Origin of the sequence: Nocardia sp. NBC_00403 (assembly GCF_036046055.1) — a bacterium.
In the GTDB taxonomy this organism is placed as follows: Bacteria; Actinomycetota; Actinomycetes; order Mycobacteriales; family Mycobacteriaceae; genus Nocardia.
In genome coordinates this window covers 5,653,302-5,667,948 of the sequence record NZ_CP107939.1, presented here as the reverse complement: position 1 = coordinate 5,667,948, position 14,647 = coordinate 5,653,302, and the positions used below count along the sequence as shown (strand labels likewise).

Annotated in this window: 11 protein-coding genes; 8 read left to right on the top strand and 3 right to left on the bottom strand. The window is 65.2% G+C overall.

Going from position 1 to position 14,647, the window contains the following annotated elements:
• Window positions 1-174: 174 nt before the first annotated feature.
• Together OHQ90_RS25165 and OHQ90_RS25160 are read left to right on the top strand one after the other, a co-directional pair.
• On the top strand, window positions 175-1,416 hold the full coding sequence (locus tag OHQ90_RS25165) for an esterase/lipase family protein (protein WP_328401468.1): 1,242 nt from the start codon (window positions 175-177) through the stop codon (window positions 1,414-1,416).
• Between the two features lie 422 nt (window positions 1,417-1,838).
• Complete coding sequence (locus tag OHQ90_RS25160) at window positions 1,839-4,307, top strand: FHA domain-containing protein (RefSeq protein WP_328401466.1); 2,469 nt, start codon at window positions 1,839-1,841, stop codon at window positions 4,305-4,307.
• A 120-nt stretch (window positions 4,308-4,427) separates the two neighbouring features.
• Here OHQ90_RS25160 and proS read toward each other — a convergent pair whose 3' ends face one another.
• A complete protein-coding gene (gene proS, locus OHQ90_RS25155; RefSeq protein ID WP_328401464.1) occupies window positions 4,428-5,867 on the bottom strand; it encodes a proline--tRNA ligase in 1,440 nt (479 codons plus the stop codon).
• 761 nt (window positions 5,868-6,628) lie between these two features.
• On the opposite strand from proS, the gene OHQ90_RS25150 reads away from it, so the two are divergent.
• Entirely contained in the window at window positions 6,629-7,024 is a 396-nt protein-coding gene (locus OHQ90_RS25150; RefSeq protein WP_328401462.1) for a hypothetical protein, read from the top strand.
• A gap of 127 nt (window positions 7,025-7,151) precedes the next feature.
• On the opposite strand, the gene OHQ90_RS25145 is transcribed toward OHQ90_RS25150, so the two are convergent.
• The gene (locus OHQ90_RS25145; protein ID WP_328401460.1) at window positions 7,152-7,613 is read right to left on the bottom strand and encodes an SRPBCC family protein; all 462 of its coding nucleotides are present in this window, start codon (window positions 7,611-7,613) and stop codon (window positions 7,152-7,154) included.
• 309 nt (window positions 7,614-7,922) lie between these two features.
• Between OHQ90_RS25145 and OHQ90_RS25140 the strand changes: the two genes are divergently transcribed.
• The 3 genes from OHQ90_RS25140 (at window position 7,923) to OHQ90_RS25130 (ending at window position 10,885) form a co-directional block, all read left to right on the top strand.
• The gene (locus tag OHQ90_RS25140; protein ID WP_328401458.1) at window positions 7,923-8,594 is read left to right on the top strand and encodes a cyclase family protein; all 672 of its coding nucleotides are present in this window, start codon (window positions 7,923-7,925) and stop codon (window positions 8,592-8,594) included.
• 376 nt (window positions 8,595-8,970) lie between these two features.
• Window positions 8,971-10,173 (top strand): lipase family protein, encoded by a 1,203-nt coding sequence (locus tag OHQ90_RS25135; RefSeq protein WP_442941494.1) that lies wholly within the window; start codon window positions 8,971-8,973, stop codon window positions 10,171-10,173.
• A gap of 241 nt (window positions 10,174-10,414) precedes the next feature.
• A complete protein-coding gene (locus OHQ90_RS25130) occupies window positions 10,415-10,885 on the top strand; it encodes a hypothetical protein (protein WP_328401454.1) in 471 nt (156 codons plus the stop codon).
• A gap of 99 nt (window positions 10,886-10,984) precedes the next feature.
• Here OHQ90_RS25130 and aztA read toward each other — a convergent pair whose 3' ends face one another.
• Window positions 10,985-11,665, bottom strand: a complete 681-nt coding sequence (aztA, locus tag OHQ90_RS25125) for a zinc ABC transporter ATP-binding protein AztA (RefSeq protein ID WP_328401452.1) — start codon at window positions 11,663-11,665, stop codon at window positions 10,985-10,987.
• Window positions 11,666-11,713: 48 nt separating this feature from the next.
• Here aztA and aztB point away from each other — a divergent pair, with 48 nt between their 5' ends.
• Together aztB and aztC are read left to right on the top strand one after the other, a co-directional pair.
• Window positions 11,714-13,711 carry a zinc ABC transporter permease AztB gene (gene aztB, locus OHQ90_RS25120; RefSeq protein ID WP_328401450.1) on the top strand — a complete coding sequence of 666 codons (1,998 nt, stop codon included), beginning with the start codon at window positions 11,714-11,716 and terminating at the stop codon, window positions 13,709-13,711.
• On the top strand, window positions 13,708-14,625 hold the full coding sequence (gene aztC, locus OHQ90_RS25115; RefSeq protein WP_328401446.1) for a zinc ABC transporter substrate-binding protein AztC: 918 nt from the start codon (window positions 13,708-13,710) through the stop codon (window positions 14,623-14,625). Before aztB ends, aztC begins: the two co-directional genes overlap by 4 nt.
• The last annotated feature ends 22 nt before the right edge of the window (window positions 14,626-14,647 follow it).

Here is a 14,647-nt window from a genome sequence, read left to right as displayed (position 1 = left end):
GAACCGCTGGCCGAAACTGCAGGTCTTATGGCGATGCGACAACGAGACCGGAATCGCCAACATCCTACGCCGAAATAGCAATAAGCTATGAAATCGGCCCGGTGATCGCCTCGGTGGCGGCGCCAGGGCTTGTTGTGAATCCACGTATCAGTCGACCACTCGAGGAGCAGGTAAATGACTGTTGTAAACGTTTGGGGTTCGCTCAGTCCCGTGGCACGATCGGCGTTTCCTGCGCCGCCCGAGCCGCACGACGAATGGCCGCTGACCGGCGGTACGGCATGGGTCTACTACAGCCCGCTGAACCGGCGCCAGCTCGTCCGGCCGGTTATCCTCGCCGATGGGTTCTCCTTGGGAGCGAGTGATCTCGGTGAGCTGTGGGCCGGGCTGGAGGAAAACGGCAGATACCGTTTCGTCTCCGAACTACACGCTGCGGGCCGGGATGTGATCGTGCTGGGTTATGACGATCGGACGGCCTCGATCATGGACAACGCAGATACCGCCATCGAATGCATCCGCAAGGCCATATCCGAGCGCGTGGGTAATGCGCGGCTGGCCGTGGGTGGTTTCAGTATGGGCGGCATGGTCACCCGCTACGCGCTGGCCAAGATGCAGCGCGATCGAAATCTGCCCGACCCCGAAACCGCCATCTATCTGTCCTACGACACGCCGCATCGCGGTGCGTGGCTGCCGATCTCGATGCAAGCATTCGCCCATTTCCTCAAGGACAATTGGGGCGCGAACCACCCGATCTTCGGCCAGTTCTCCGACCTGATCAACAGCTCGGCGGCCCGGCAGATGGCGCGCTGGCACATCGGCAAGATCGGCGACGAGGTCGACCAGGCTGCGGAACGCATCACCTTCCTCAAACAACTCGAGGCGCTCGGCGGATGGCCCAAGGGCATGCGCAAGATCGGCGTCGCCAACGGCGTCGCCACCGGCGCGGGAAACGGTATCGACCCCGCGCGGACCGCGACGAGCGGTCGGGGTGAGCTGATGGAGGCCACCCTGCGCACCCAAGCACTCGGCGACCAGGTCGTGGCAACCCTGCACAAAGCCGATGAATCCCCCCTCGAGGTCCACGTCGACGGGCTGCCGGACATCGACGGCGCAGCTGGCGGCCTGTTCCCCGAGAACCCGATGCTGCCGGGCAATCCGGGCAGTTTCGGCATGGCCGCGATGCTCATGGGACTGCTCGGATCCGAGACCGATCTCCAGGTCAACAGCTCCTGCTTCATCCCCACCGTCAGTGCTGTAGCCGCCGGTGACATCAGCGACCGTGACACCCTGTACAGCCCGATCATCTCCGGCGACAGCGAACTCGACGCCTTCGCCTGCGCGAGCAACAACGAGGGGCACACCACCATGACCGAGGAACTGGGCGCATGGCTGGTGAACGAAATCACCTCCCACACCTGATAACACACCCCGAACAACCCGCGCATTGCTGAATCAGGGCAGCCGCACCGGCACACAAGCGCACGGTGCGGCTGCCCCAAGCCCCCACACCGCCGTGTCGAGCCACCGGCCACGGGCTGACCAACAAGTTCGGTCGAACTTCTCCACGCATCCCTTGGCCGGGTGACCGCCGGCGCGGACGCCAATACAGTTGCCGCGCCCCGGATCACGTCGGCCTCGGGCTGCTGCGCGTTGTTGGGCCGCCAACTCGCGCAGCATCGGCCCCAGCACCCCGGCGCCTGGCAACCCTGCTACGGCTTCCCATTGCTTGACCGGCTCGCCCAGCTGACCACCCTCACCTCTACGAGGCTCGAGGCGGGTGGACACCGAGCCAGGATCGCGGGTTTGCCGATCATTTGCGGCGACAGTCGTATACTCGCGATATGGCGGATGAATCGTCCTCCACCGAATTCCCCGAGGCGCCAGTTCTTGTGGTGCAGACCAGGGAACGCGTCTATCGGCTACGCGCCGGGGGCGCATACAACGTCGGTCGCGATCCGACAGCCGACATTGTTGTGACCGATCCGCGCGCATCTTCGTTGCACGCCGTTTTGGAGCGTGGTGCGGACGGTTGGGAAATCGAGGACGCCGGTAGCCTCAACGGCACCTTTTTCGAGGGCCGTCGCGTCGAACGGATGGTGATCGACCGGGACGAGACGTTCCAGCTCGGGCACGCCGTGGACGGCGAGCAGTTGGTCTGCTCGGTGGAAGTACTACCCGGCCACGAGACCGGTGGCGATGTCGGGGGAGACACGGATTTCGGGGGAGACACGATGGTCGTCCCCGATCCCGGCTACAAGCTCGACGATGAAGCAACGGTCCAGTTCGACCCGGGCCGGCCCCGGCGAGTTTCGCGGTCGTCAGCTCCGGCGGCACACCCCAGCGCGGTCGTCCGGATAACATCGCCCACGCTTCGGATCGGACGCGCGGCCGACAACGACGTTGTTGTGCCCGATCTCATGGTCTCCCGCCATCACGCCGAGCTGCACATAGTCGGCGACGGCAGGTACCGGATCGTCGACCTCGACAGCCACAACGGCATCTACATCAACGGCTCCCGGGTGGACGCCGCGGACCTATCGGAATCCGACTTGATCGGCATGGGGCACACCACGTTCCGGCTGGTCGGCGACGAGCTGCGGGAGTTCGTCGACACCGGTGACGTGTCGGTCTCGGTGCAGAACCTCACCGTGCGGACACCTGAGGGCAAGGTGCTCCTCGACGGGGTGGGCTTCCCCATCTCGCAGCGCTCGCTCGTCGGGGTCATCGGGCCCAGCGGAGCGGGCAAGTCGACGTTGCTCGGCGCGGTCACCGGGTTGCGGCCGGCGACGGAGGGGACGGTCCGCTACGACGGACGCGACCTGTACACCAATTACGACGAGCTCAGGCACCGGATCGGGCTGGTCCCGCAGGAGGACATCCTGCACAACCAGCTTGCGACGCGGCGTGCGTTGCTCTACGCGGCCGAGCTGCGCTTCCCCGGTGACACGCGCAGCGAGGAGCGCGAGCAGCGGGTCGACGAGGTCCTCGACGAGCTCGGCTTGACGCGGCACGCCGATACCCGCATCGATAAGCTCTCGGGCGGGCAGCGCAAACGGGTGAGCGTCGCAGTGGAGTTGCTGACCAAACCGTCTCTGTTGTTTCTCGACGAACCGACCTCCGGCCTCGACCCGGGCCTGGACAAGACTGTCATGGAGATGCTGTCAGAACTGGCGCACGACGGGCGGACCGTCATCGTCGTTACGCACAGCGTGGCGAATCTTGATTCCTGCGACCGCCTGCTGGTCCTGGTGCCCGGCGGTCGGCTTGCCTATTACGGGCCGCCCGAGGAGGGGCTGCAGCAGTTCGCACAGCGCACCTGGGCTGAGGTGTTCCAGGCATTCGATCGCGAGGACGAGCGCGACTGGGCCGGTGAGTTCCAGGCGTCGTCACGCTTCGAGAACTACGTGGCGGTCGGACTGACCGACGATGTCGGCCCAGTGGAAGTGCGCCCACCGGCGCCGCCGCCCGCGCAGCAGTCCAAGCTTGCCCAGCTCAGTACCTTGTGCCGGCGGTATCTGGCGGTGATTGCCTCGGACCGAAGTTATCTGGCGCTCCTCGGCGTGATGCCCCTGCTTCTCGGTGGCTTGATCGCTGCAGTGCCGTCGGGCGAGGGGTTCGCCGGGCCGCCGGGATCCAACACCGATGCCCCGACCAAGCTCATGGTTTTGGCGTTCGCGGCATGCTTCGTCGGCACCGGCAACTCGATTCGCGAGATCGTCAAGGAACAGACGATCTACCGCAGAGAACGCGCGGCAGGCCTGTCAGCGGGGGTCTATCTGATGTCGAAAATGCTGGTCCTGAGCGTGATCACCACCCTTCAGGCGGTGGTGTTGGTTCTGGTCGGCACCATCGGTGTGGATATGCCGCCCAAGGGGCTTTTCACGTCAGTCGAGCTGGAGCTGATCCTGGCGATGGCGCTGCTCGGCATCGCATCGCTGGCATTGGGCTTGCTGGTGTCGGTGTCGGTGGACACCTCGGAGAAGACATTGCCGCTGCTGATTGTGCTGTCGATGGCGCAACTGGTGCTCACGGGCGGGCTGGTGCGGCTCCCCGGCACGCTCGGCCTAGAGCAACTGGCCTACATATCGCCGTCCCGTTGGGGGTTCGGCGCGGGAGCCGCCACCCTCGATCTCGACACCCTCACACCGCACACGGGCGGACCCGACCCGATGTGGAAACACACCCTCGGCACGTGGCTGGTCGACATGGGAGTCGTCGCCGGGCTAGCGGCTGTCTTCCTCGCGCTGGCCTGGTATCGCCTGTACCAGCTGCGTCCACGACGCCGCGGTGCCCGCCGCGCGGCGCTTTGACGCCCAGCGACGCGAACCGGCGGCTCGTCGGATCGCTGGGTTCCGCACGTCAACGGAGCCTAGGTTAGGGCTTGAAGCAATCGTTGGACAGCTTGGCGATGCGGGTGATCCACGGTCGGTTCAGTAAGCGCGGGAGAAGATCACCCGCTTGCCGTAGGCAGCTGGTGCGTCACAGCGCACGCAACGTCCCGTCTGCGGCGGCCCGTCCAGCGGTACACATCGCGGCGTCGCCGAGGTCAACGTCTTGATGTCGTCCTCACAACCCGGCTGCCCGCAATGCAGCGCCCGCACCGATCCCGATGCGACACCGGATTCGAAGGACGCCCAGTCCTCGACATCGGAGGTGTGCGTATCGCGGAATTCGGCTGCCCGAGCCAGCAGGAACGCCTGGAACTCTTCGAGAATCCCTGGCATGAGCTGCGGCAACATATCCAACGGCACCGACTGCTTACCCTGATCGCCCAAACGGCGCACCAGCATCGCAGTCCCGGCCGCAAGATCACGCGGCCCCAACTCGACCCGGACCGGGACACCCCTGAGTTCCCAGTCGTTGAATTTGAATCCCGGACTGAGCTGGTCGCGGTCATCGACGTGCACCCGCACCCCGGCACTGCGCAGCCCCTCGGCCAGCGTCTGTGCAGCAGCCACCACGTCCGCGCTGTCGCCGCGGGTGATCGGCACGATCACCACCTGATAGGGCGCCAGCCGCGGCGGCAGCACCAGGCCGCGATCATCGCCGTGAGTCATCACGATCCCGCCGAGCATTCGGGTGCTCATGCCCCAGGACGTGGTGTGGCACAACTCTTCTCGCCCGTCCACGCTGGCATAGCGGATGCCGAACGCTGTCGCGAAATTCGTGCCCATGTAATGCGATGTACCGGCCTGCAAGGCTTTACCGTCGCGCATCATCGACTCGATCGTCATCGTCGAGACCGCGCCCGCGAACCGCTCACCTGGTGTCTTCTCGCCAGGCACTACCGGCATCGCCGCGTAGTCGCGCGCCACCTCCTGGTAGATGCCCAGCGCGAGCAGCATTTCCTCGCGCGCTTGCTGCTCATCGGCGTGCGCGGTGTGGCCTTCTTGCCACAGGAACTCGGTGGTGCGCAAGAACATTCGCGGCCTCATCTCCCACCGGACGACGTTGGCCCACTGGTTCAGCAGCATGGGCAGATCCCGATGCGAGGAAATCCATTTGGCCATCATCTCCCCGATGATGGTTTCCGATGTCGGCCGCACGACCAGAGGTTCCTCGAGCTCTTTGCCTCCCGCGTGGGTCACCACTGCCAGTTCGGGGGCGAACCCGTCGACGTGATCGGCCTCGCGCTCGAGGTAACTCTGCGGAATCAGCATCGGAAAGTATGCGTTCTCGTGCCCGCTCGCCTTGATCCGCGCATCCAGTTCGGCTTGCAGTAACTCCCACACGCGATAGCCATACGGTCGGATGACCATCGTGCCTTTGGCTGGCCCCCGGTCGACGAGGCCGGCCTTCAGAACCAGCTCGTTGTACCAGGAAGCGAAATCCTCACTCTGGGCGGTCACACCGCGCTCATCGCGTGCCATGCGACAAGGCTAATGCCCCGCATATGGCGGAGTGATCTGGCTTACTGCGATGCTGACTGCATGGGTGCTGAACAGCGATCGTGACGAGCGCATCCCCGCAACTGCCCGCAGGCGCAGAACTCTGAGCAGGCGACGACGTCGCTCGATCGGCCCTGGACGTATGGCGTTAGCCGGGCCGTCATACGCATTACAGTCGGCCAGCGTCGAGATCGGCGGCCGAGTCCCGATGTCGATTGTGGCTCTGACCTGACGCGATGGGCGAAGGCTTGGACGTCGGGGGCGCAAGGATGACCCGAGCAAACATGACCCGGCGTGCACGACCTCGCCGGCATCATCTACGACGGCACGACAATTTGGGCCGCAGGCTTCACGCCGCCGCCACAGTGACCCAGGGAATGCCTGTCGTTCGAGCCGCCACTGAGATCACTTGTGGCCGTTCGGTATATAGGACGTCGGGGACGGGTTGTTGTCAGGCATGGTGCCGGTAGTGGTTATGAAAGCTCCGCTGGGGTGCGACGGCCGTATGCAGGGTGGGAACGCGGTCCCGACGGCCGGGTCCGTCGTCTCGGGAACTCACCCGATATCGGTGATCACAGAGTGTCACCTGTGTGGCCTTGCGGCATTGTCCGCGCAGCCCCACCGTGCCTGCTGGCGGTAGGTACGGGCCCGGCTCGGCCTGGGCGTCTGATCGCTCGTTTTCCCAGTTCGGGGGTGGTCGGGTGGCGTTAGGCTAGAGGGGGGAGAGTGCGAGGAGTCGAAAGATGAGCACCACCATTGTGATTGTGATCATCGTCGTCGCGGTTGTGGTCATTTTGCTTGTGGCCTGGGTGTTGATAGGCAAACGGCGCGAACACCAGCGGGTCGAAGCCCAGGGTATCCGTGACCGCGCGGCGGAACAGGAATTCGAGGTCGGTCAGCGGGAGGCGCGGGCGCAGGAGACCGCTGCCCGAAGCCGGGCGGCAAAGGCGGAAAGCGAGGTCAAGGCGGCACAGGCTGAGCAGCTTGCGCAGCAGGCGCATGTGCATCGCAACGAGGCGGCGGATTCGCGATCCGAGCTGGACAAGGAGTGGGAGCGCGCGGATAAGGTCGATCCGGACTCGAAGTCGGGTGAGACGCAGCAGGAGGCTGATCCTGAACAGCCGTCGAGAAGCCCCTGACATTTGATCCTGAGGGTTCCCCGGCTGTCCGGGGCCCGGGGCGTCGGCATCGCCGAATTGCGTTGCACGATAGAATTTTTCGACTGCTGCTCGGTAATTCATGAGATGATTTCGGGCCAAGGTTCGATCATGCGTCAGGGCGTGGAATATCACCACGCCATGCACCCGTTTCGTGGGGCCGGCCTTCGATGAAGTGCTTGAAGCGCCGCATATCGCCGTTGACCCGGTGCTTCAGCACGCCGAGCTTGTCGGCGGCGCTCTCCACGAATCCCTCCGGATCGACCTCCATTTGCGCGGTAATCCTGGTGTGGGTGTCGTCCAGGCGATGGAAAGTGATCACGCCCGCGTGGTTGGGACCATTGTCGGACTTCCATGCAACACGTTCGTCGGGATGCTGCTCGGTGATGGTCGCGTCGAACTCCCGGATCGAGGGTCCGACGTGGATACGCCAGTGGGTGTGCTTGTCGTCGAGCTGGTCTACCGCCTCCACACCCAGCATGAACTGTGGAAATGTCTCGAATTGCGTCCATTGGTCATAGGCGGTGCGGACCGGTACCTCGACATCGACACTGGCAGCCACGGTGCTCATCTGAACTCCTTTTCCGGCGCGTCGCCCGGGCCCGAGTCGGGCGAGCGAGCAAACCTCGTCGAGAGCCGCCCTGTCCGAGCGTCTCAGGTCAAAGCGCGGCATACCCGGGCACGTCCGGACCAAACGGCGATCATGGTGATGTCGACGATCGTCTCGTGGTGGTCGGGTCTGATTCGCGTTCCGAAGCCGCGGCCGGTTTCGCCGCGGTGACGACCTCCCATCGACCCGTATCAACCGATCACGCGATCCGCTCGTAATCCGAAGTAAAGCTCGCCGCTTACAGCGGAATCGCCCGGTACGGTCTCTTGCATGAGCAAGGCGATGTGGGAGCTGTCCCATCCGATCTCGGACGGCATGCTCACCTATCCGAGCCTGCCTGGACCGCGAATCACCACAGAAATCTCGCGCGAGCAGTCGCCGCTGATCGACATGACCTACGACATCGCGCGCGTGGATATGCTCGGCAACACCGGGACCTCTATCGACGCACCCTTCCATTTCCACGCCGATGGCGCCGATATCGCCGAACTGCCGCTGGAACGGCTGTTCAAGGTGCCGATCGTGATGATCCGCGTGGCGGGGATTCGCGTGGTGGGACCGGATGTGCTCGGCGACCCGGCGCGGCTATGGGGCAAGGCGGTGCTCGTGCACACGGGATGGTCGGCCCGGTGGGGTTCGTCCGCATACCGGAGTCCCGGGCATCCGTTCCTGGTCGGCGAGGTCGCGGATGCGCTGGTCGCCGCCAACGTGGCGCTGGTTGGAATCGACTCGCTCGACATCGACGACACGTCCCTGCCGACGCGGCCGTGCCACCACACTCTGCTCGGTGCCGGAATCCCGATCATCGAGCACATGACGAACCTGGACGCGGTCCCCGACACCGGTGCCAGGCTGGTCGCACTGCCGGCGCCAATGCACGGGATGGGCTCGTTTCCGCTGCGCGCTGTCGCTTGGACCGATGCCGGCGGCGTCGTTAGCTGATCGGTACGCTGATCGGCCCTGGGATGCGACCTACCATCCGCGGCGGACCGCATTAATTCGAACCGGCCCGCGACGAAGTGATGTCCCGCGAAGCCGAAACCTCCGCCGGATTTCGATGCTGCGCTTACTTATAGTTCCAGGTCGTCTCGGCGCGGCGTATCCGTAGTGTTGCCTTGAAAGGCTCGACGACAGTGCCACCGGGCTGGGCCGCATCGGATGCGCAGCGCCATTTTTCGACATATTCGGCCCACTCTTCGATGTGTCGCTGTAAGTTTGCCAACGGTAGTCCTTGAATTCAGCCTGGCTGGTCGACGAATGCCACGCATAACCCTGGGAGGTCAAGGTCTTGACTCGTCCGCTTCTTTCCTTCGGCAGTATGCGCAGCGGTTGGGCCCATGTCTTCGGTGTATTCGGCGGTGTAGCACTCACGCTGCTGCTGGCGACGACGGCAACCGCGGGACCGACGTATCCGCGGCCCGATCCGGACCCGTTCTATGCCGCCCCGGCGGATCTGGCAGCGCACGGACCCGGTGACGTGCTCGAGGTGCGGGGAATGCCGCCGCTGCCCCTATTCCCCGGCGCCACTGTGTCACTGGTCAAGTTCCGGTCTACCGACTCGCACGGTGCGCCGATCGCGGCGACCACGACGATCCTTACCCCCTTCGGTCATCGGCCCGACGGGCCGTTGCTGTCGTATCAGCATTTCATCAATTCGCTCGGCACCGCCTGCGCGGTATCGCACACGCTGTACAACAGCGATCTGAATCTGATGGCGACGACGCCGATGTTGAACGTGGTGCTGCAGCAGGGTTGGAGTGTCGCGCTGCCGGATCATCTCGGACCGCAGTTTGCCTTTGGAGCCGGGCGTTTGGGTGGCCAAATCGTTTTGGACGGCATCCGGGCGGTGAAACGGCTGCCCGAGCTCGCCGTACAGCACAGTCCAGTGGTGATGGCCGGCTACTCCGGCGGCGGCCTGGCCACCGCATGGGCGGCAGCGCTGCAGCCGTCGTACGCAACCGAGCTGCAACTCGCGGGCGCGGCCATCGGCGGCTACCCGGCGAACCTGGTGACGATGGCGGAGGCGCTGGGCTTCGCGCCGCACCCGGCTTTCGGGCTGGCCATGGCAACGGCAGTCGGCTTGGAGCGGGAGTACCCGGACCGAGTGCCGATCAGCGCGTATCTCAACTCGCGTGGCAACGAGATCCGTGACGCCCTTGCCAACAGCTGCACCAACAGTATCCTCGCCATGGGTGCCAACAGCAGCGCTCGCGACTACCTCACCAGCACCACGATTTTCGACAGTCCCTCGGCCCGGTCGGTGGTGGAGGAGAACAGTATGGAGCTCTACGCCGGGGTGCCGCAAATACCGATGTTCGAATGGCATTCGCCGAGCGACCCGCTGATTCCGGTCGACGCCATCAACAACACCGACCGCCGCTGGTGCGGGGCCGGGGTGCAGTTGCAGACGATGCTGGTGTCCGCGCCCGAGCATTTGTCTGCGGCGGCAGAGGGTGCCCCCACGGTGCTGGGGTGGCTCGAGGGCCGAGTTCGCGGCGAGCCTGCGCCCGTCATCTGCTGAGATCTGCCGGGCATAGTCGCTGGTAGTGGCTCGGTGCGAGCGTGGCAACGGTCGCACCGAGTTGGCGCCATGCGAGTAGACGCGAGCGAGCCGGACGCAGTCAGGTGGGCAGCGACTCGGCCGGGTAAATGATCACGACGTATGTGCCTGAACCGAGATCGGCCGGACGCGACAGCCGCGTATTCCTATTCGTCGACCACCCGCCATCTTCCGCCGCGCCGTTCGGCTGCATACTCTCGCAATGAATGTCGAGCCCGCGCTGCTCACCGCTTGTAGTGGGTTTTTGCTGTCGACCTTATGGATGGACCTGATCTTCGATATCCAGGTGCGGGGGCGTCGGGGCGAACTACCCGAACCTGTGCTCGCGTCCATCGCTGATTACTATCGCCGGGCGACAACGACCTCAAAACCGATGAGTCTGCTGATCGCAGTAGTCATGCTTATTCTTTTGTGCGCGTTGGGTATTCAAGCCTTTCGCGGCGACGATCCGGGGTGGCTGCTGATCGTGTCGGCCCCACTCGCGGGCGGCCCGATCCTCCTGGCGATCACCCGAGTTGTGCCCAATGCGATGCGGCTCGGCGGGCGCTCCGATACATCCTCGGAACAGACGCGCCTGTCCCGGTCCATCTTTCAGGATCATGTCCTGTGCTTCGCGAGCATGCTCACCTTCCTGGTGCTGTGGGTCATCCGTTCGACTGGCGTGTTCGGATAGCAAGATCAGCGGCGCCGGATGGGACAGGCGCGAGACGGGGTGTGGTCGTGGATTGTCGGCGATTTCCCGGCCGTGAAAGTCTGGTGAGAGGCGGTCGGTTCAGCGGTCGGACAGTACCGCGAGCGGTTTCCCCTCGGCGATCAACATGCCGTCGCGTAGGAGCAGGCAATGGTCGGCGCGCATCGCCTCGTCCATGTCATGGGTGGCCTGCACCACGGTGACGCCGTGGCTGCTGACCTCGCCGAGTGCGCGGGAGATCTCTTGCTGTGCGGCCGAATCCAGCCCGGCGGCGGGTTCGTCGAGCAGGAGAAGCGACGCTTCCTGGGCGAGTGCTCGAGCGATCAGGGTTCGCTGGCGTTGGCCGCCGGACAGGGTGTCGAGGCGTCGCGTCGCCAGGTCGGTGATGTCCAGTCGTTCCATGCAGGCGTGCACGGTGTTGCGGTCCTGCCGGGACAGCCACCGCCATGGGCCGCGGTGTGCCCAGCGTCCCATGGCGACGGTCTCCCGGACGGTGAGCGGCAGTGTCGCGGGAACGGCGGTGTGCTGGACGACGAATGCGGGCCGCTCGGTGGATCGTCGCCACACGGTGCCTGCTCGCGGCGTGAGGACGCCCGCGATGACGCTGAGCAGCGTGGATTTTCCCGACCCGTTGGGCCCGACCACCGCGGTGACGCGGCCGCACGGGATGGCGGTGGTCAGGTCGTGCAGGACGGGCCTGCCGGAATAGCCGACGGATAGTCCGCTGATGCGCAGCGCGTCCGGAACGGGGGTGTGGGACATGTCACCTCGTTTGTAATGATAATCGTTTTCATCATATCGTGGCCGACCATGGAGTTCCTATTCGCCCCGTTCGAGGTGGCGTTCGTGCAACGGGCGTTGTGGGGCGGCCTGCTCGTCTCCTGTGTATGCGCCCTGGCCGGGACCTGGGTTGTAGTGCGCGGCATGGCCTTTCTCGGTGACGCGATGGCGCACGGCATGCTGCCCGGAGTCGCCGTGGCGTCGCTGCTGGGCGGCAATCTGCTCCTCGGTGCCGCGATCAGTTGTGCGGCAATGGCATTCGGCGTCTCGGCACTCGGACGTAACCGGCGGCTGTCCGCCGACACCGGGATCGGGCTGCTGTTCGTGGGCATGCTCGCCTTGGGGGTGATCATTGTTTCCCGCTCACAGTCGTTCGCCGTAGATCTCACCGGGTTCTTGTTCGGTGACGTGCTGGCCGTGCGCGAGCGAGACCTCTGGTATCTGATCGTCGCGCTGATCGTCGCGGTGACGGTCGCGGTGCTCGGCCACCGCGGTTTCGTGGCGCTTGCTTTCGACCCGCGCAAGGCGCACACGCTCGGTCTGCGCCCGCGACTCGCGCAGGTTGCGCTGGTTGGTCTGGTGACGCTGGCGATCGTCTCGTCGTTCCACATCGTCGGCACTCTGCTGGTCTTCGGGCTGCTCATCGCCCCGCCCGCGGCCGCGACATATTGGGCGGATCGTATTCCGGCCGTCATGTTCGTCGCGGCACTGCTCGGCGCGCTGTCCACCGTTGTCGGGCTGATCATTTCGTCGCATGCCGGAACCGCGGGCGGCGCAACGATCGCGGCGGTCGCCGTGGGGTTGTTCTTTCTCTCGGCACTCGCCGCTGGACTGCGTGATCGGCTGCGCGGCAGGGGCGTTCGTTATGCCGCTTTGGCGGCAGGTGCTGTCGCAGCAGTGCCACTGGCGGGGTGTGGCGTCGGTGCCGACAGTCGGCAGCCGGCGGCAACGCCGCATGGTTACGTGGTGGGAGCCGAGGAGACTTCGGATGCGCAGTCGCGTCTGGTCCTGGCCGATGAGCGAACCGGCGCCATCGAGGTGCTCGACCTGATCACCGTGCAGGTCGTCGAGGCTGGTCGGGCCGAAGGCATGCGTGGGATTGCGGGCGACGGTCGGTTCGCGTTTATCGGCGCCGCGGATTCGACACGGATCGTAGACGGCGGCGGATGGACGGCCGATCACGGTGATCACGTCCACTACTACCGCACAACGGCCCGCGGGATCGGCGCCATCGTAGGCGGCCGGGTGGCGGGTGTGCTCACCGACGCAGCCGTGGTCGCGGTGGCCTTCGAGAGCGGCACCACGCTCCTGCTCGACCGGCTTGCCCTGGAGAACGGGACGGTCTCCGAACGGGGCCGGATCGCCGAAGGCAGTGTGGTGCCCTACGCCGAACATCTGCTGGTCGCGGTCCCGAGTGGGCGAATCGAGGTTCGCGTCCGCGACGGCGCGCCGGTGACTGCCGTCGCCGAGCCCTGCGCCCACCCGCGCGGTCGGGCGGTGACCCGTCGCGGCGTGGTCTTCGGTTGTGCTGATGGCGCTTTGGTGGTGTCCCATCGAGACGGAGTGTTCACCGGCACGAAGATTCGTTACCCGCGAGAAGTGGTCGACGCCGATCGCGCGGTGGAGTTCACCCACCGTCCTGGCAGTGCGACGCTTACCGCCAAGGCCGGGGAGCAGGGGATCTGGACGCTGGATGTCCGCAAGAAGGTGTGGACGTTCGCGTCGGTCGGCCCGGTGCGGGCCGTGAACACGGCCGGGGAGGGATCCTCGCTGCTGGTGTTGACGCGAGACGGTGTGCTGCGCGGCCTTGATCCCGAAAGTGGTAGGGAGACAGCACAAATAGCGCTGCTGGAGCCGTTGGCCGAAGGTGCCACACCGCCGGTGATCCAGGTCGATTCGAATCGCGCCTATGTCAACGACGCGGCTCGACGGAAGGTCTACGAGATCGCCTACAACGACAACCTGCGCTTGGCGCGCACATTCACCGTCGGGATCGATCCGACACTGATGGTCGAGACCGGCGAATGAGAACCGTGACGCGGATCGCTGCGGCCTTGGCGATGCTGCTGCCGGTAGTCGCCGCCTGCACGACAGGTGGCGGCGAGCGCGCCGGAATCGTCGTCACCACCAATATTCTCGGTGATCTGACTCGGGCCATCGTCGGCGACGCCGCCGAAGTCACGGTGTTGATGCCGGCCGACGCCGACCCGCACTCTTTCGCGATATCCGCCAAACAGGCGGCACTGCTCGACCGTGCCGGCCTGGTTGTGCACAACGGCCTCGGTTTGGAGGAAGGGGTTGCCCGCAATGTCGCGGCGGCCGAGAACGCCGGTGTCCCAACGGTCGCCGTTGCCGATCACCTCGACCCGCTCAGCTACGCCTCCGACGAATCCGCGGGCAGTTCCGATCCGCACTTCTGGACCGATCCGAAGCAGACGCGCAAGGCCGTCGATGTGATCAGCGCCGAGATCATCGAGCATGTCGGCGGCATCGATGCCGCAGACCTCCGGACCAGGACCGATCGCTACCTGGCCGAGATCGATCAGCTCGACCATTGGATGACCGAGCGGTTCGCCACGATTCCGGTCGAGCGACGCCAACTGGTCACCAATCACCACGTATTCGGCTATCTGGCACACCGTTTCGACTTCCGGGTCGTCGGCGCGGTGATTCCCAGCGGGACGACCCTCGCGTCGCCGAGTTCATCCGACCTCAAAGACCTTGCCGACGCGATCCGAGCCGCCGACGTCCCAGCAATCTTCATCGACTCGTCGCAACCCGACCGGCTCGCCCACGTCCTCGCCGAACAGGCCGGCCTGCACGTGCAGGTGATCGGGCTACATACCGAATCGCTCACCGAACCCGGTGCGGGTGCCGGCACCTACTTGGAAATGATGCGCGTCAACACCGAGGCGATCGCGCGTGGGCTCACCACGCCGTAAATGTGCCTACCGCACGAGAACT